The 16,614-nt window shown below is 68.9% G+C and carries 16 protein-coding genes; 10 read left to right on the top strand and 6 right to left on the bottom strand.

Going from position 1 to position 16,614, the window contains the following annotated elements; all coding sequences use genetic code 11:
- Positions 1 to 36 precede the first annotated feature (36 nt).
- Together EJC49_RS22835 and puuE are read right to left on the bottom strand one after the other, a co-directional pair.
- Complete coding sequence (locus EJC49_RS22835; RefSeq protein WP_126702241.1) at positions 37 to 873, bottom strand: bifunctional allantoicase/(S)-ureidoglycine aminohydrolase; 837 nt, start codon at positions 871 to 873, stop codon at positions 37 to 39.
- The gene (gene puuE, locus EJC49_RS22840; protein ID WP_245453530.1) at positions 870 to 2,312 is read right to left on the bottom strand and encodes an allantoinase PuuE; all 1,443 of its coding nucleotides are present in this window, start codon (positions 2,310 to 2,312) and stop codon (positions 870 to 872) included. The genes EJC49_RS22835 and puuE overlap by 4 nt, the downstream gene beginning before the upstream one ends.
- 181 nt (positions 2,313 to 2,493) lie before the next feature.
- Between puuE and uraH the strand changes: the two genes are divergently transcribed.
- From uraH to xdhC, 4 genes are read left to right on the top strand one after another with little or no spacing between them, the layout of a single operon-like run.
- Complete coding sequence (uraH, locus tag EJC49_RS22845; RefSeq protein WP_126702242.1) at positions 2,494 to 2,850, top strand: hydroxyisourate hydrolase; 357 nt, start codon at positions 2,494 to 2,496, stop codon at positions 2,848 to 2,850.
- Positions 2,847 to 4,328 carry a xanthine dehydrogenase small subunit gene (xdhA, locus tag EJC49_RS22850; protein ID WP_425358840.1) on the top strand — a complete coding sequence of 494 codons (1,482 nt, stop codon included), beginning with the start codon at positions 2,847 to 2,849 and terminating at the stop codon, positions 4,326 to 4,328. The genes uraH and xdhA overlap by 4 nt, the downstream gene beginning before the upstream one ends.
- A gap of 2 nt (positions 4,329 to 4,330) precedes the next feature.
- On the top strand, positions 4,331 to 6,682 hold the full coding sequence (xdhB, locus tag EJC49_RS22855) for a xanthine dehydrogenase molybdopterin binding subunit (RefSeq protein ID WP_126702256.1): 2,352 nt from the start codon (positions 4,331 to 4,333) through the stop codon (positions 6,680 to 6,682).
- A 4-nt stretch (positions 6,683 to 6,686) separates the two neighbouring features.
- Positions 6,687 to 7,517 (top strand): xanthine dehydrogenase accessory protein XdhC, encoded by an 831-nt coding sequence (xdhC, locus tag EJC49_RS22860; protein WP_126702243.1) that lies wholly within the window; start codon positions 6,687 to 6,689, stop codon positions 7,515 to 7,517.
- On the opposite strand, the gene EJC49_RS22865 is transcribed toward xdhC, so the two are convergent.
- The 3 genes from EJC49_RS22865 to EJC49_RS22875 all read right to left on the bottom strand — a co-directional run bounded on the left by EJC49_RS22865 (position 7,518) and on the right by EJC49_RS22875 (position 9,933).
- Positions 7,518 to 8,525 carry an Acg family FMN-binding oxidoreductase gene (locus EJC49_RS22865; protein WP_126702244.1) on the bottom strand — a complete coding sequence of 336 codons (1,008 nt, stop codon included), beginning with the start codon at positions 8,523 to 8,525 and terminating at the stop codon, positions 7,518 to 7,520.
- A gap of 161 nt (positions 8,526 to 8,686) precedes the next feature.
- Entirely contained in the window at positions 8,687 to 9,010 is a 324-nt protein-coding gene (locus EJC49_RS22870; RefSeq protein ID WP_126702245.1) for a hypothetical protein, read from the bottom strand.
- 8 nt (positions 9,011 to 9,018) lie between these two features.
- The gene (locus EJC49_RS22875) at positions 9,019 to 9,933 is read right to left on the bottom strand and encodes a LysR family transcriptional regulator (RefSeq protein WP_126702246.1); all 915 of its coding nucleotides are present in this window, start codon (positions 9,931 to 9,933) and stop codon (positions 9,019 to 9,021) included.
- A gap of 155 nt (positions 9,934 to 10,088) precedes the next feature.
- On the opposite strand from EJC49_RS22875, the gene EJC49_RS22880 reads away from it, so the two are divergent.
- From EJC49_RS22880 to EJC49_RS22890, 3 genes are all read left to right on the top strand, one after another.
- Positions 10,089 to 11,303, top strand: a complete 1,215-nt coding sequence (locus tag EJC49_RS22880) for a urate hydroxylase PuuD (RefSeq protein WP_126702247.1) — start codon at positions 10,089 to 10,091, stop codon at positions 11,301 to 11,303.
- A gap of 1 nt (position 11,304) precedes the next feature.
- Positions 11,305 to 12,606, top strand: coding sequence for a guanine deaminase (gene guaD, locus EJC49_RS22885; RefSeq protein WP_126702248.1), 1,302 nt, complete (start codon positions 11,305 to 11,307; stop codon positions 12,604 to 12,606).
- Between the two features lie 110 nt (positions 12,607 to 12,716).
- Positions 12,717 to 13,397 carry an MOSC domain-containing protein gene (locus EJC49_RS22890; protein ID WP_126702249.1) on the top strand — a complete coding sequence of 227 codons (681 nt, stop codon included), beginning with the start codon at positions 12,717 to 12,719 and terminating at the stop codon, positions 13,395 to 13,397.
- A 28-nt stretch (positions 13,398 to 13,425) separates the two neighbouring features.
- Here the strand turns inward: EJC49_RS22890 and EJC49_RS22895 are convergent, their stop codons facing one another.
- Positions 13,426 to 14,292 (bottom strand): hypothetical protein, encoded by an 867-nt coding sequence (locus tag EJC49_RS22895; RefSeq protein ID WP_126702250.1) that lies wholly within the window; start codon positions 14,290 to 14,292, stop codon positions 13,426 to 13,428.
- A gap of 274 nt (positions 14,293 to 14,566) precedes the next feature.
- Between EJC49_RS22895 and EJC49_RS22900 the strand changes: the two genes are divergently transcribed.
- The 3 genes from EJC49_RS22900 to EJC49_RS22910 all read left to right on the top strand — a co-directional run.
- Complete coding sequence (locus EJC49_RS22900; protein WP_126702251.1) at positions 14,567 to 15,064, top strand: heme-degrading domain-containing protein; 498 nt, start codon at positions 14,567 to 14,569, stop codon at positions 15,062 to 15,064.
- Positions 15,065 to 15,107: 43 nt separating this feature from the next.
- The gene (otnI, locus tag EJC49_RS22905) at positions 15,108 to 15,902 is read left to right on the top strand and encodes a 2-oxo-tetronate isomerase (protein WP_126702252.1); all 795 of its coding nucleotides are present in this window, start codon (positions 15,108 to 15,110) and stop codon (positions 15,900 to 15,902) included.
- Positions 15,899 to 16,614, top strand: a 716-nt coding sequence (locus EJC49_RS22910; protein WP_126702253.1) for a glycerate kinase type-2 family protein, incomplete at its 3' end; no start/stop codon positions are given. The genes otnI and EJC49_RS22910, both read left to right, overlap by 4 nt.

A 16,614-nucleotide genomic window follows, 5' to 3' on the forward strand; every position in this document is an offset into this window, starting at 1 on the left:
GGTGAGGGGTGGGGGTGCTTTCTGAAGACCTTGCGCTCATCGGACGCCCAGCCTCGCATGCCGGTTGACGTCCTTGTAGAGCAGGTAGCGGAAGTTCGACGGGCCGCCGGCATAGCAGGCCTGCGGGCAGAAGGCCCGCAGCCACATGTAGTCGCCGGCCTCCACCTCGACCCAGTCCTGGTTCAGCCGGTAGACGCCCTTGCCTTCCAGCACGTAGAGCCCGTGCTCCATCACGTGGGTCTCCATGAAGGGGATCACGGCGCCCGGCGCGATCGTCACGATGTTGACGTGCATGTCGTAGCGCAGGTCCTCGGGGTCGACGAAGCGGGTCGTGGCCCAGCGGCCTTCGGTGCCGGGCATCGGGTTCGGCGCCACGTCCTTTTCGTTGGTGAAGATCGCGTCGGGCAGGCTAAGGCCCTCCACCGGCTCGTAGGCCTTGCGGATCCAGTGGAAGCGGGCGGGAGCCGCCCCCGCGTTGCGCGCGGTCCAGCGCGCGGAGGGCGGCAGGTAGGCGTAGCCGCCGGGGCCGAGCACGCGTTCCACGCCAGCCAGCGTCACCGTCAGCTCGCCTTCGACGACGAAGAGCACGCCCTCGGCCTGCGGGTCGGGCTCGGGGCGGGCGCTGCCGCCGCCGGGCTGGACCTCCATGATGTATTGCGAGAAGGTCTCGGCGAAGCCCGACAGGGGGCGCGACAGGATCCACACCCGCGTCTTGTCCCAGAACGGCAGGTAGCTGGTGACGATGTCGCTCATCACCCCTTTCGGAATCACCGCATAGGCCGTGGTGAAGACGGCGCGGCCGGTGAGCAGCTGCGACTGCGGCGGCAGCCCGCCCTGCGGCGCATAGTAGGAACGTGCGGTCACATCGGTCATGAGGGCAGCCTGTCCTTGAGGCGCAGAAGCGCGATGCGCTCGACCTGCCGGCAGGCGGTGTCGAACTCCTCCTCGCGCGAATTGGCGATGCGCCGCTCGAAGGCGGCGAGGATATCGGCCTTGGTCAGGCCCTTCACCGCGATGATGAAGGGGAAGCCGAAGCGGTCGACATAGGCGGTGTTGAGTTCGGTGAAGCGGGCGCGCTCGGCATCGGTCAGCGCGTCGAGCCCGGCGGAGGCCTGCTCGGCGGTGGATTCGGCCGTCAGACGCTTGGCCAGCGCAAGCTTGCCGGCGAGGTCGGGGTGGGCGCGCAGGACGCCCAGCCGCTCGTCCTCGCTCGCCGAGCGGAACATGCGGGCGAGCGCGTTGTGCAGGCCGCCGGCCGAGTCGTGCGCGGGGCCGAGCTCGAGCCTCCAGGCGCGTTCGGCGATCCAGGGCGAATGTTCGAAGACACCGCCGAAGGCCGCGACGAACGCGGACTCGTCCAGGCGCGAGGGGCGCAGCGCTGGCGGCTGGTAGGGGTGGTGCTCCGCCCAGTGGCGGGCAATGTCGATGCGCCGCGCGATCCACACCTTCTCGTGACCCTGCACGTAGTCGATGAAGCGCTTCAGCGCCGCCGCGCGGCCGGGACGTCCGACGAGGCGGCAATGCAGGCCGACGTTCATCATCCCGGCGCGGCCTTCGGCGCCCTCGGCATAGAGCGTGTCGAAGGCGTCCTTCAGGTAGGTGAAGAACTGGTCGCCTTCGGTGAAGCCCGCCTGGATGGCGAAGCGCATGTCGTTGGCATCCAGCGTGTAGGGGATGACGAGCTGCGGGGCGATCGCGTTGCCGTGGCCGTCATGGTCGAGCCAGTAGGGCAAATCGTCGTCATAGGTGTCGGAGATGTAGGCGAAGCCGCCTTCCTCGCAGGCAAGCCGCACGGAATTGACCGAGGTGCGACCGAGGTAAAGCCCGACCGGCCGCTCGCCGACGACCTCGGCATGCAGGCGGATGGCCTCGACCAGATCGGCCCGCTCGGTCTCGGGGTCGTGGTCGCGATAGTCGATCCAGCGCAGCCCGTGGGTGGCGATCTCCCAGCCGGCGTCCGCCATGGCGGCCACCTGGTCGGGCGAGCGGGCCAGCGCCGAGGCGACGCCGTAGACGGTGACGGGCACGCTGGCCTGCGTGAACAGGCGGTGAAGCCGCCAGAAGCCGGCGCGGGCGCCGTACTCGTAGATCGATTCCATGTTCCAGTGGCGCTTGCCCGGCCAGGGCTGCGCGCCGGTGATTTCCGACAGGAAGGCTTCCGAGGCGGCGTCGCCGTGCAGGACGCAGTTCTCGCCGCCCTCCTCGTAGTTGACGACGAACTGGACGCAGATCCGGGCGCCGCCCGGCCATTGCGGGTCCGGCGGATGGGCGCCATGGCCCCGCATGTCACGAGGATATCGAACTGCGGTCATGCGCGCCTTGTCCACCCTGCGGTCGTCGATCGTCGTTCTTCAACAGTACCAGAGGCGATCATGTCCATTCCCGTTGAAAAATTTGAAAGTCTTTTTGCCGCGCCCCGAGCCGTCACGGCTTATGCGACGTTGTGAATTGCTGCACTATCTCGGGACGGACATGGGAACGGATGGATACGGGATGACCGGTGGGAAGCTGACCACGCATGTTCTCGACACCGCCACGGGCAAGCCCGCGGCCGGTCTCGCGATCGCGCTCTACCGGGTGAGCGGCAATTCCCACACGAAGCTGAAGACCGTCGCGACCAATGCCGACGGGCGCTGCGACGAGCCGCTGCTGGCGGGCGCGGCCTTCAAGACCGGCACCTACGAACTCGTCTTCTTCGCGGGCGACTACCTGCGCGCGCAAGGGACGGCGTTGCCCGATCCGCTGTTCCTCGACCAGATCCCGATCCGCTTCGGCATGGCGGAGGCCGCCCACTACCATGTGCCGCTGCTGCTTTCGCCTTTCGGCTATTCCACCTATCGCGGGAGCTGAACGACGTGATCAAGGCCGAGACCCAGATCCGCTTCCTCCTCAACGGCGCCGAGGTGGCGCTGTCCGACGTCAGGCCGGACGACACGCTGCTCGACTGGCTGCGGCTCGCCAGGGCCTTGCGCGGCACCAAGGAGGGCTGCGCGGAGGGCGACTGCGGCGCCTGCACCGTGCTCGTCGGGCGGCCGACGCCGCAAGGTCTCGTCTGCGAGGGCGTCAATGCCTGCATCCGCTTCGTCGGCTCGCTGCATGGCTGCCACGTGGTCACCATCGAGCACCTCAGGGGCGAGGGCGGCGCGCTGCATCCCGTTCAGCAGGCGATGGTGGATTTCCACGGCTCGCAATGCGGCTTCTGCACCCCGGGCTTCGTCATGTCGCTCTATGCCATGTGGATGCAGGATCCGGACCCGTCCGAGGCCGCCGTCGAGAAGGCGCTGCAGGGCAATCTGTGCCGCTGCACCGGCTACGAGCCGATCGTGAAGGCGGCGCGGGCGATCTCGTCCTATGGCACGCTGGAGGCGGATTTCCTGGCGACGGAACGCGCTTCGGTGGCGCAACGGCTGGCCGCGATCCGCGCGGGCGGGCGGGTCGAGGTCGGCACGGGCAAGGACCGCTTCGTCCTTCCCGCCAGCGTCGATGATCTCGCCGCCGTGCTGGAGGCCGAGCCGACCGCCACCATCGTCGCCGGTTCCACCGACGTCGGGCTCTGGGTGACCAAGTTCATGCGCGACATCGCGCCGGTGGTGTTCATCGGCCATCTCGACGAGCTGAGAACCATCTCGGAGCATGACGGCGTTCTCACCATCGGCGCGGGCGTCAGCTACACCGACGCCTTCGAGACGCTGTCGGCGCGGATTCCGGCTCTGGGGCCGCTGATCGACCGGATCGGCGGCGCGCAGGTGCGCAACATGGGCACCATCGGCGGCAACATCGCCAACGGCTCGCCGATCGGCGACATGCCGCCGCCACTGATCGCGCTCGGCGCCTCCCTCACGCTCCGCAAGGGCGGCGCGCGCCGCACCATCCCGCTGGAGGATTTCTTCGTCGCCTATGGCAGGCAGGACCGGCTGCCGGGCGAGTTCGTCGAGGCGGTGCACGTTCCGGTGCCGGCGGCGAACACGCAATTCGCCGCCTGGAAGGTCACCAAGCGGCGCGACGAGGACATCACGGCGGTGCTCGGCGCCTTTGCGATGTCGCTCGAGGATGGCAAGGTGGCCTCGGCGCGCATCGCCTATGGCGGCATGGCCGCAACGCCGAAGCGGGCGAAGGCGGTGGAGGCCGCGCTTCTCGGCCAGCCATGGACGCTGGCGACGATCGAGGCGGCGATGCAGGCCTATCCGGCCGACTACCAGCCGATCTCCGACATGCGCGCCTCGGCCGAATACCGCATGCTGGCGGCAAAGAACCTGCTCAAGCGCTTCTTCCTCGCCCATGGCGGGGCGGAGATGCCGGTGATGGTGACCCGGGAAAGGGCCGCGTGATCATGAACAGGCACGCATCTCCCTCGCTCACGGCCAAGGCGATCGTCGGCGGCGTCGCCTCCAGCCAGCGCCACGATTCGGCGCACAAGCACGTCACCGGGCAGGCGGTCTACATCGACGACATGCCGGAGCCGGCCGGCCTGCTGCATGCCTATCTCGGCCTGTCGACGGTTCCGCATGGCGCGATCCTGTCGATGGATCTGACAGCCGTGCGGGCCGCGCCCGGCGTGGTCGACGTCCTGACCGGCCACGACATGCCGGCCGCAAACGACATCTCGCCGACGCACCGGCACGACGAGCCGGTGCTGGCCACCGACAAGGTCCAGTTCCTCGGCCAGCCGATCTTCGCGGTGATCGCCGAGACGCGCGAACAGGCGCGGCGGGCCTGCAAGCTGGCGAAGGTGGAGTACGCGGAAGAACCCTTCGTCACCGATATCCGGGATATCGACCGGCGCGCCGGCAAGCTGGTGACGCCGCCGCTGACGCTGAAGCGCGGCGACGCGCAAACCGCCATCGAGGCCGCGCCGCGCCGGCTCAAGGGCACGATGCGGCTCGGCGGTCAGGACCATTTCTACCTCGAGGGCCACATCGCGATGGCCATCCCCGGCGAGGACATGGACGTGACGCTCTATTCCTCCACGCAGCATCCCAGCGAGGTGCAGCACATGGTGGCGCAGGTGCTCGGCGTGCCGAGCCATGCGGTCACGGTGGAGATCCGGCGCATGGGCGGCGGCTTCGGCGGCAAGGAGACGCAGGGCAACCAGTTCGCGGCCATCGCCGCCGTGGCGGCCAAGCGGCACGGTCGCGCGGTCAAGATCCGGCCCGACCGCGACGACGACATGACCGCCACCGGCAAGCGGCACGATTTCGTCATCGACTACGAGGTCGGCTTCGACGACGAGGGCCAGATCCTGGGCGTCGACTATTTCTTCGCCGCGCGGGCCGGCTTCTCGGCCGATCTCTCGGGCGCGGTGACCGATCGGGCGCTGTTTCACTGCGACAACACCTACTACTACCCGGCGGTGAAGGCGCAGTCGGCGCCGCTCTACACCAACACGGTGTCCAACACCGCCTTTCGCGGCTTCGGCGGCCCGCAGGGCATCGTCGGCTGCGAGCGGGTGATCGACGAGGTGGCCTTCGCGCTGGGCAAGGACCCGCTGGAGATCCGCAAGCGCAATTTCTACGGCACGACGGATCGCAACGTGACGCCCTACCACCAGACGGTGGAGGACAACATCATCCACCGCATCGTGGCGGAACTGGAGGCGAGCGCCGACTATGCCGGCCGCCGCCAGGCGATCGCGGCGTTCAATGCCGGGTCGCCGGTGCTGAAGCGCGGGCTGGCGCTGACGCCGGTCAAGTTCGGCATCTCGTTCACGGCCACGCATTTCAACCAGGCGGGTGCGCTGGTGCATGTCTATGCCGACGGCTCGGTGCACCTGAACCACGGCGGCACGGAAATGGGGCAGGGGCTCTACGTCAAGATCGCGCAGGTGGTGGCCGAAGAGTTCCAGATCGACATCGACCAGGTGAAGATCACGGCCACGACCACGGCCAAGGTGCCCAACACCTCGGCGACGGCGGCCTCGTCGGGCACCGATCTCAACGGCATGGCCGCGCAGGCGGCGGCGCGGACGATCCGGCAGCGGCTCACCGACTTCGCGGCGGAGAAGTACCAGGTGCCGGCCGATCAGGTCGTCTTCCTGCCCAACCGGGTGCGGGTCGGCAACCAGGAAATCGCCTTCGGCGCGCTGACGCAGCAGGCCTACATGGCGCGCGTGCAGCTTTCGGCCACCGGCTTCTACAAGACGCCGAAGATCCACTGGGACCGCGACAAGGGGCAGGGCACCCCCTTCTACTATTTCGCCTATGGCGCGGCCTGCGCCGAGGTCGAGATCGACACCCTGACCGGCGAGACCATGGTCGAGCGCGTCGACATCCTGCACGAGACCGGACGGTCGCTGAACAAGGCGATCGACATCGGCCAGATCGAGGGCGGCTTCATCCAGGGCATGGGCTGGCTGACGACGGAGGAACTCGTCTGGGACGCCAAGGGGCGGCTGCGCACGCATGCGCCCTCGACCTACAAGATCCCGCTCGCCTCCGACCGGCCGAAGATCTTCAACGTCACGCTCGCCGACTGGCCCGAGGCGGGCGAGCCGACCATTCACCGCTCCAAGGCCGTCGGCGAACCGCCCTTCTGCCTCGGCGTCGCGGTCTTCCACGCCATTTCGGACGCCGTGGCGAGTGTGGCCGACCATCGCCTGTGCCCGCGCCTCGACGCGCCCGCCACGCCCGAATGCGTGCTGATGGCGGTCGAGCGGCTGAATCGGGAGGCGGGGCGGCCCGCCTAGAGCCATGCCCGCAACCGCTTCCCTTCTACGCGCCTTCCTCGACGCCCATTCTCACGTCGCAAGGGTCGAGGTGGCCGAGGCGAAGGGGTCGACGCCGCGCGAGGCCGGGGCGTGGATGCTCGTTGCGCCGAGCGCGATCTTCGGCACGATCGGTGGCGGCCAGCTCGAGTTCATGGCGATCGACCGGGCGCGCGAGATGCTGCGCTCCCAGTCTTCCCCACGGCCGGGAGCGTCGGAGGCGCACACCCTCGACATCCCGCTCGGTCCCGAAATCGGCCAGTGCTGCGGCGGCCGCGTGTCGCTGTCGGTCACGTCGATGGACGAAGCCCGGCGCAGATCGACGGTGGCGGCGGCCGAGACGGAGGACGCGCGGTTGCCGTCCGTCCTGCTGTTCGGCGGCGGCCATGTCGGGCGCGCGCTGTCGCAGGCGCTGGCCCTGCTGCCGGTGCGGGCGACGGTGGTGGAGACCCGCGCCGAGGCGCTCGAAGGCTTTCCCGAAGCGGTCGCGACGCGGCTGACGCCCGTGCCGGAGGAACAGGTGCGCGAGGCGCCGCCCGGCGCCGCCTTCGTGGTGCTCACCCACGACCACGCGCTCGATTTCCTGATCGTGGCGGAAGCCTTGCGGCGCGGCGATACCGCCTATGTCGGCATGATCGGATCGCAGACCAAGAAGGCGACGTTCCGGAGCTGGTTCCTGAAGACCGCCGGCGGCAGCGAGGCCGAGTTCGCCCGCCTCGTGTCGCCGATCGGCGGCGCGGCGGTTCGCGACAAGCGCCCGGCGGTGATCGCGGCGCTGGCCGCGGCCGAAATCATGACGGCGCTGGCGAAGGCCTGATCAGTCCACCACCTCGTCCACCGGCCGCCGCAGCGACATCGGCAGCGGCGGCGCATAACCGAACCGGACGACGAGGTCGGGCCGCTCGCCCCCTTCGAGGTCCAGCCATCGCGCGAACTCCGCGCGCAGCGCGGGCACCTCGACCGGCTGGTTGACGAAGGCGTTGGCGATGCCGAGCGCCGTCGCCTTGAGCGCGAAGCGCTGGTAGGCGCGGCCCGCCTTCACCCAGTGCGCGCGGTCGTCCTGCGCCGACACGAAGACGGCCATTCCCGACGAGGACCGGATCTGGCGGGCATATTTGTCGTTCTCGCTGCCGGTCCTGAACACCAGCGGAAAGACGAGATTGGCCAGCCAGCCGGGCAGCGTGGGGTTGCCGGACGCGCCCGCATAGAGCCCGTCGCGCGTGTCGAGCGCCTGGCCGTCGTTGAAGCGCAGCCACTGCCTCAGTTCGGCGACGAAGGCCTCGTCCTGCATCTGCGCGGTGTTGCCGGCCACCACGTGCTCGACCGCCGTCTCGATGCGGGGCCTGTCGAGAATGTAGACGATCCGGACGCCGTCGATGCGGGCCGCGTCCTCCAGCGCCTCCAGATCGGCCGCCGAGACGGGCCGGCCATCATGGTCGGATCGCGTGCACTGGCGCCGGGGCACGGCTTCGAACAGGTCGTCGGTCCCGGCCGGGCCGCGCTCCAGATCGAGGACAAGCCCGCCGTCGTCGGCCGGGTCGAAGCGGACGTCGCCGTGCAGGCTTTGCGCGCGCGCCGCGATGAGAAAATTCTCCGCCGCGCAGCCGAGGCTTGCCCAGAGGTGATGATCGTCGGGATCGACCACGGGCGTGCGCCGCGACAGGTCCGGCCGGATGTCGACCCGGCGGGCGGAGAGCGAAAATCGCCAGGGCTGGGTGTTGTGGCCGTTGGCGGCCAGTGTCGCGTAGCGCGCGCAGTCGACGAGGCCCGCATGCCCTGGCATGGGCTCCCGGAGCGTCCGGGCCGCTTGTTCGTAGTCCGTCATCTCGGTCGCATCTCCGCATCCCGCCAGCACCGCGACGAACCCTGCGCCTCCTCCCCCCAGAACCGCGCGCCTCGTCAGCAATCGAACCTCCCTTGCATGAAGTGAAGTCAGCTTGCCGTTTCGCGTTTAGATTGTCTTTGCGCGAGATCAAGTGCTCAGCGTCAATCGCGTTCCTCGTCGCGCCCGGACGACGGCGAACCGGTGCCGGCGCCATCGAGGACGGCGGAAAAGTCGCGCGCGGTCTGGCGGCGCAGCCGCCGGCTTCCGGCGATCACGCCGGCCAGGAAGAACAGTCCGAAAGCGGGCATGACGGAGGCCAGAGCGATGCCGAAGGCGGCCGACGCGCAAGCCGGGTCGCCGGCCTGCGCCGAACAGCGCGGATCGAAGACCTGCGCCAGCAGGAACACGGCGAGATACAGAAGCGCGGGAAGGGCCGCCATGCCGAGCAGTCCCCACACGCTCGCGGCCAGGAGGATGCGGCCCATCGTGGTCCTCAGCGCCCCGCCAGGATGTCGCGGATCATGCGCTGGCAGCGGTCGGCCATGAAGTCGAGCAGAAGCCGCAGCTTGGTGTCCTGATACTGCCTGTGCGGAAAGACGGCGGCCAGTTGCACGGGCGGCGGCGGCGCGGCGGTCAGGATCACCTGAAGGCGCCGGTCGCGGATGAAGGGTTCCACCTCGAAGCGCGGCTTGAGGATCACGCCGTGGCCGGCGAGCGCCCAGCCGGTGAGCACGTCGCCATCGTCGGAGTCATAGGGTCCGCGCACGTCCAGCTTGCGCGGACCGGCCTCCGTCTGCAGCGTCCAGACATGCTCGCGCGCGCCGGGATAGCGCAGCATCAGGCAGTCATGGGCCAGAAGCTCCTCCGGCGTCTTCGGCTCGCCGCGCTTGTCCAGATAGGTGGGGCTCGCCACGAGCACGCGCTCGCAATCGAGGATGCCGCGCATCCTCAGGCTCGAATCCTCGAGAAGACCGAGCCGGAAGGCGACGTCGATGCCTTCCTTCAGGATGTCGACCTCGTGGTCGGAAAGGCGCAGCCGCACCTCGATGTCGGGATAGCGGTTGCGGAATTCCGGAATTCCCGACGCGATCATGCGGCGGCCGAGGCCGAGCGGCGCGGTCACGCGGATCGTGCCGCGCGGCTGGCCCGACAGCGCGCTCACGGCCGCTTCCGCGTCGGACACGGCTTCCAGCACCTTTCTGGCGCCGTCGTAGAACACGCGGCCCTGTTCCGTCGGCATCAACTGGCGGGTGGTGCGGTTGAACAGGCGCACGCCGAGGTGTTTCTCGAGCTCCTTGATGCGGTTCGAGGCGACGGCGGGCGAAATGCGCATGTCGCGGCCGGCAGCCGAAAGATTGCCCAGTTCGACGACACGGACGAAGACGGCGACGTTGTCGAGATAGGCCATGGGACGGCATCTGCCCGGTTGCGGGGGCTCTGCCCCTCGGTTTCTTGGGGGCAGCCTATTATTTTCTAGTTTTTTTTGAAAGTGTCGGGGCAGTGGCCCTCTTTCCGTTTGCACTGCAACACGTACAGTTTCAAGATCGGCCGAAAGGATGGGGCATGAACGATTTCGCTTTGTGGTGGGAATGGCTCTCCTTCGGCGTGCGCTGGCTGCACGTCGTCACCGCCATCGCCTGGATCGGCTCCTCCTTCTATTTCATCGCGCTGGATCTCGGCCTGCACCGGCGCCCCGGGCTGCCCGAAGGCGCCTACGGCGAAGAGTGGCAGGTGCATGGCGGTGGCTTCTACCACGTGCAGAAATATCTCGTGGCGCCGGCGCAGATGCCGGAGCACCTGACCTGGTTCAAGTGGGAAGCCTATTCCACCTGGCTGACCGGCTTTGCGCTGCTCGCCGTCGTCTACTATGCCGGCGCGGAACTCTACCTGATCGATCCGAACGTGCTCGACGTGTCGGCGCCCGTGGCGATCGGAATATCGCTGGCCTCGCTCGCCTTCGGCTGGATCGTCTACGACCTGCTCTGCCGCTCGCCGCTCGGCATGAACGACACGCGGCTGATGCTGGTGCTGTTCGTCGTGCTGGTGTTCATGGCCTGGGGCTACACGCAGCTCTTCACCGGCCGCGCGGCGCTGCTGCATCTCGGCGCCTTCACCGCCACCATCATGTCGGCCAACGTCTTCATGGTGATCATACCCAACCAGAAGATCGTCGTCGCCGACCTCATCGCCGGCCGCAAGCCCGACCCGAAATACGGCCGCATCGCCAAGACGCGCTCGCTGCACAACAACTACCTGACGCTGCCCGTCGTGTTCCTCATGCTGTCGAACCACTATCCGCTGGCCTTCGCCACGGAGTTCAACTGGGTGATCGCGATCCTGGTGTTCCTGATGGGGGTCTCGATCCGGCATTATTTCAACACCGTGCACGCGCGGAAGGGCAATCCGACCTGGACCTGGCTGGTGACCGCCATCCTCTTCGTCATCATCATGTGGCTGTCCACCGTGCCCAAGGTGCTGACGGGTGAAGACCGCACGGCCGCCGGCGCCGAACGCTTCCTCGCCTCGGTGCATTTCGAGCCGGTGCGCGACACCGTGCTCGGACGCTGCTCGATGTGCCACGCGGCGGAGCCCTTCTGGGAGGGCGTGCACCAGGCGCCGAAGAACGTGCGGCTGGACACCGACGCGGCGATCGCCAACCATGCCCGCGAGATCTACCTCCAGGCCGGCCGCAGCCATGCCATGCCGCCCGGCAACCTGACCGACATCACGCCGCAGGAGCGGGCGCTGATCGTCGCCTGGTTCGAAGAGGCGCGGTAGCGTGACCGACCTTCTCATCCGCGGCCGGGTGCTGTCCTTCCTGCGCGAGCCGGAGGGCGTGGAGGATCGCGCTTCCTATCGTTTCGAGGAAGACGGCGCGGTTCTGGTGCGCGAGGGCCGGATCGTCGCGGTCGGCGACCATGCGGCGGTCCGGGCGCAAGCGCGGCCGGACGCCACCCTGGCCGACCACCGCCCGCACCTGGTCATGCCGGGCTTCATCGACGCGCATGTCCACATGCCGCAGATGCAGGTGATCGCCTCCTATGGGGCCGAACTCCTCGACTGGCTGAACGACTACACCTTTCCCGAAGAGACGCGGTTTTCCGACGCCCAGCACGGCCGGCGCATCGTTCGGCTGTTCCTCGACGAGGCGATCCGCCACGGCACGACGACGGTGGCCGCCTACTGCTCGGTTCACAAGGCGTCGGCGGAGGCCTTCTTCGAGGAAAGCCACGCACGCGACATGCTCAACATCGCCGGCAAGGTGATGATGGACCGCAACGCGCCGGAGGGGCTCACCGACACGCCGCAATCGGGCTATGACGACACCAGGGCGCTGATCGCCGCCTGGCATGGCAAGGGCCGGCAGCTCTACGCCATCACGCCGCGCTTCGCGATCACGTCCAGCCCCGAACAGCTGGAAATGGCCGGTGCGCTGGCGGCCGAACACCCCGACTGCCACGTGCAGACGCACCTGTCCGAAAACCATGCGGAAATCCGCTGGACACGGGAGCTCTACCCGCAGGCCAGGGACTATACCGACGTCTACGCGCGCTACGGCCTGCTGGGCGGGCGGAGCCTGTTCGGGCACTGCATCCATCTGTCGGATCGCGAGGCCGATGCGATGGCGGAAGCGGGCGGCGTTGCGGTCTTCTGCCCGACCTCGAACCTGTTTCTCGGCTCCGGGCTGTTCGACTACCAGCGCTACCGGCGGCGCGACAAGCGGTTGCGCGTGGCCACGGCGACCGACGTCGGCGGCGGCACCAATTACTCCATGCTGCGGACCATGGACGAGGCCTACAAGGTGATCGCCTTGCAGGGCGAGAAGCTCGATCCGCTGCGCAGCTTCTGGCAGTTGACGCGCGGCAATGCCGAGGCGCTGTCGATCGTCGACCGTGCCGGCACCCTGGAGCCCGGGACCGACGCCGACATCGTCATCCTCGACGCCGCCGCCACGCCGGCCATGTCGATCCGCAACGAGCGCGTGACGACGCTGGCGCAGGAGCTGTTCCTGCTGCAGACACTCGGCGACGACCGGGCGGTGAAGGCAGTCTATGTCGCGGGGCGGTCGGCGAAGGGATAGTCTGACCCGGCAGCCGGCATGCCTGCCCCAAGACACGCCCGACACTGCCGCTTGCCTGCCTCCAACCAGGCGGTTCTACTGCCGGCCGAAGCAACCCGACGGAGTGCCCCATGAACCTTTCGGCGACGATCGAGGCGCTGTTCATCGGTGCGGTCGAGGATCGATGGCCCGGCAAGCCGCCCTCGGCGATCGGCAAGCGGCGCACGGCCGACAGGCTGGAGATCGGGCCGACGGGCCTGGTTCGCGACGCGCAGGCCGACCTCGACGCGCATGGCGGGCTGGAGAAGGCGATCCATCATTATCCGGGCGAGCACTATGCCGCGTGGCGCGGCGAACTCGGCCGCGACGACCTTTCGCCCGGCGGCTTTGGCGAAAACCTCTCGACGACCGGCCTGACCGAGGAGACGCTGTGCATCGGCGACGTGCTGGCGCTCGGCACCGCCACCGTGCAGGTGAGCCAGGGGCGGCAGCCGTGCTGGAAACTCGCCGCCCACACGGGCGAGGAGCGCATGGCCTATCTGTTCCAGAAGACGGGGCGCACGGGCTGGTACTACCGGGTGCTCCAGCCCGGACATGTCGAGCCGGGCGACACGGTCGCGCTCGTCGAGCGCCGCTGCCCGGGCTGGACGGTGCGGCGGGTCACGCAGGCCCGGCTGACGCGGCGGATCGATCCGGCCGATGCCGCGATCCTGGCGGAGATGCCCGAACTCTATGGCGGCTGGCGCGAAGCCTTCGCGCGGATGGCGGCCGGCCGGACCGACGAGGACACCTCGGCCAGGCTGAAGGGCTGAGCGGCGGCTCGGGCGCTTCGCCGCGTCGTCAGCCTCCGGGTTGGCGAGCGTCCAGCACCTGCTGGAAGAAGGCGCTGGCGGCGATCTTGTCGGGGAACCGCGACGCGCCGCCCAGGTGCATCCAGCGGTCGATGATCCCGCAGCGCAGCGGCTTGCCATCGCGGTCGAGCATGTCCTCGAAGGCATGGCTGTGGAACTGGCCGAAGGCGAGCGCGCGATCGTCCAGATGGCGATAGACATGCTCCCAGTTCCGTCCCCCGGTGAAGAGCTCGCGATCGGGGTCGGGATAGAAGTCCAGCGGCCGGTCGCCGACCTGCTCGAAATCGAAGACGGCGTATCCGGCCCAGAGCGACCAGCTCCCGATCCCGTCCAGGCGCAGCCCGTAGACGGGCTGCCGTTCCACGAGAGGCGCAAGGGCGAAGGGGCCGGGCGGAAACAGGTCGTGGTCCAGGAAGGCGAAGACCTTCGGTTCCACCCGCCGGACCACATGGCGAAACGCCCAGTTGAGGGCATTGCCGTGCGACCGGTCGATATGGCGGGCGGGGTTGGGCGGCAAGGCCAGATAGGGCACGCCGGCCGACCGGCAGATCGCCTCGATCTCGACGCGCCTAGCCGGGGTCCGTGAATTGTCGCAGACGACCAGGACGGCGTCCTGCGAGAAGCGTTCGAAGCGATCCGCCAGATACGCGATCAGCCAGGGAATCTCGAAGGCGATGGTGATCGCCAGGACTCCGCCGCGCAGGCCCTCGATCCTCGCCAGCAAGGCGTCCAGCCCTTCCGCCCGGCGGGCGCAGTAGGCTTCGCGCATGACCGCGTTGCGGCCGACCTTGAAGGCCGCCTTCAACGGCTTCCCGATCAGGAGGTCGCGGGCAGCGTATTCCCGGAGACGTCGCATGAGGGGCCTCGCCTGCGCGGTTGATCGTCCCTTTCGCTATCGGATCAGCCGAGATTCGGCAAACGAGCCTGCGATCCCGACCCGCCGGGGCTGCGCGGCGGCTCTCGTCAGACCCTCGACCGATCGACACCGGCCTTCCCGTTTTCGCGCCGCCGGGCTTGGGCGCCAGCCTCGTCCCCCTTCGGCGGCCCGGGATGTTTGAGCCGGATTCGATCCATGCTAGTCGATCGACGCGCGGACGCCTGCAGCGCGCGTCGACGGGAGGATGACGACCATGAGCATCGAGACCGACATCGCCCGGATATGCGAACAGGAGGCCGCGATCGTCTTCCCGCGCTTCGACGAGGACGAGGCCTTCCGCCTCGGCATCTGGCTCCGCGAGCGTGCGCTGCGCGAGGCGCTGCCGATCGTCATCGACATTCGCACCTGGGACCGGGCGCTGTTCTTCGCCGCCCTGCCGGGCTCGACCGACGCCAATGCCGACTGGGTGCGCCGCAAGGTCGCCACCGTCAGGCGCATGGGCCGCAGCAGCTATCGCGTCGCCTTGGAACAGAATACCGCCGACGGGCTGTTTCCGGCGCGCCATGGGCTCGATCCGAAGGACTACGTCCTGGCCGGCGGCGGCTTCCCGATCCGGCTCGCCGATGCCGGCATCATCGGCTGCGTGACCGTTTCGGGCCTGCCGCAGCGCCAGGATCACGCGCTCGTGGTGGAGGCGCTGTGCGCTCGTCTCGGGCTCGACCACGCCCGCCTGGCATTGCCGGCCGCGTGACGGTCCCGTCCGACCGCAATCCTTGATCCGACGGAGAACCCGCATGCCGAAACTCGCCGCCAACCTGTCCACCATGTTCACCGAGGCGCCGTTCCTCGAGCGGTTCGGACGCGCGGCGCAGGCGGGGTTTTCGGCCGTCGAGTTCCAGTTTCCCTATGCGTTCGATGCCGATGACATCGCCGCCGAACTGAGGCGCCACGCGCTCGACGCGGTGCTCTTCAACCTGCCGCCGGGCGATCTCGCCGCTGGCGAGCGCGGCCTGGCCAGCCTGCCCGAGGCGCGCGACCGGTTTCGCGACAGCCTTGAGCCGGCGCTTCGTTTCGCGCGTGCGACGGGCTGCAAGCGCTTGCATTGCATGGCGGGCGTGCTGTCGGGGCCGGCCAGCATGGCCGAGCGGGAAGCCGTTTTCGTTGCAAACCTGCGCGAGGCTTCGGCGGTGTTTTCGCCGCATGGCGTCCGGCTGCTGATCGAGCCGCTGAACCCGTTCGACACGCCGGATTACTTCCTCACCTCGGTCGAGCAGGCCGCCCGGGTCGTGGAAGCGGTCGCGTCGGAGGGAGTCGGCATCCAGTATGATTTCTACCACCAGAGCCGCACGCGCGGCGAGCTGATCGCCACGTTCGACCGGTTCCGCGCGTTGATCGGCCATGTGCAGATCGCCGGAAACCCCGGTCGCCACGAGCCGGACACCGGCGAGGTGAACTACGGCTTCGTGCTCGCGGCGCTCGACGCGCGCGGCTACGAGGGCTTCGTCGGCTGCGAATACATGCCGGCGGGCGACACCGAGGCCGGGCTCGGCTGGGCGAAACAATGGCTGAAGGCGGGTGCTTCGGCATGACCGCGATCGAGCCGAAGCGCTTCTTCACCGAACTCTACGACGCGGCGGTGGCGGCCGCCGATCCCGCCCGCGTGATCGGCCGCTACCTGCCGGAGCGGCCGAAGGGCCGGACGATCGTCATTGGCGCCGGCAAGGGTTCGGCCCAGATGGCGCGGGCCTTCGAGGACGCCTGGGACGCGCCGCTGGAAGGGCTGGTGGTGACCCGCTACGGCTATGCGACGCCGTGCCGGACCATCGAGGTGATCGAGGCCGCGCATCCGGTGCCCGACGCCGCCGGGCTCGCCGCCGCGCGGCGACTGCTCGACAAGGTCGCGGGGTTGACGGAAGACGATCTGGTTGTCGCGCTGGTTTCCGGCGGCGGCTCGGCGCTGCTGCCGGCGCCGGCCGGGCGGCTCACGCTGGACGACGAGATCGCCGTCAACCGGGCGCTTCTGGCGTCCGGCGCGCCGATCGCGGCCATGAACACCATCCGCAAGCACGTCTCGGCGATCAAGGGCGGGCGGCTTGCCGCCGCCGCGCATCCGGCGCGGGTGGTGACGCTGGTCGTTTCCGACATTCCGGGCGACGTCGCCGCCCTCGTCTCGTCGGGGCCGACCGTGCCCGACGGCTCGACGCGGCAGGACGCGCTGCGCCTCGTGGAGGCCTGGCGCATGGACCTGCCGGCCGCCGTCATGGCGCACCTGACGTCCCCGGCCGCAGACGCGCCGCTGCC

It is taken from the genome of Aquibium carbonis (genome assembly GCF_003970795.1).
GTDB classification, from domain to species: domain Bacteria; phylum Pseudomonadota; class Alphaproteobacteria; order Rhizobiales; family Rhizobiaceae; genus Aquibium; species Aquibium carbonis.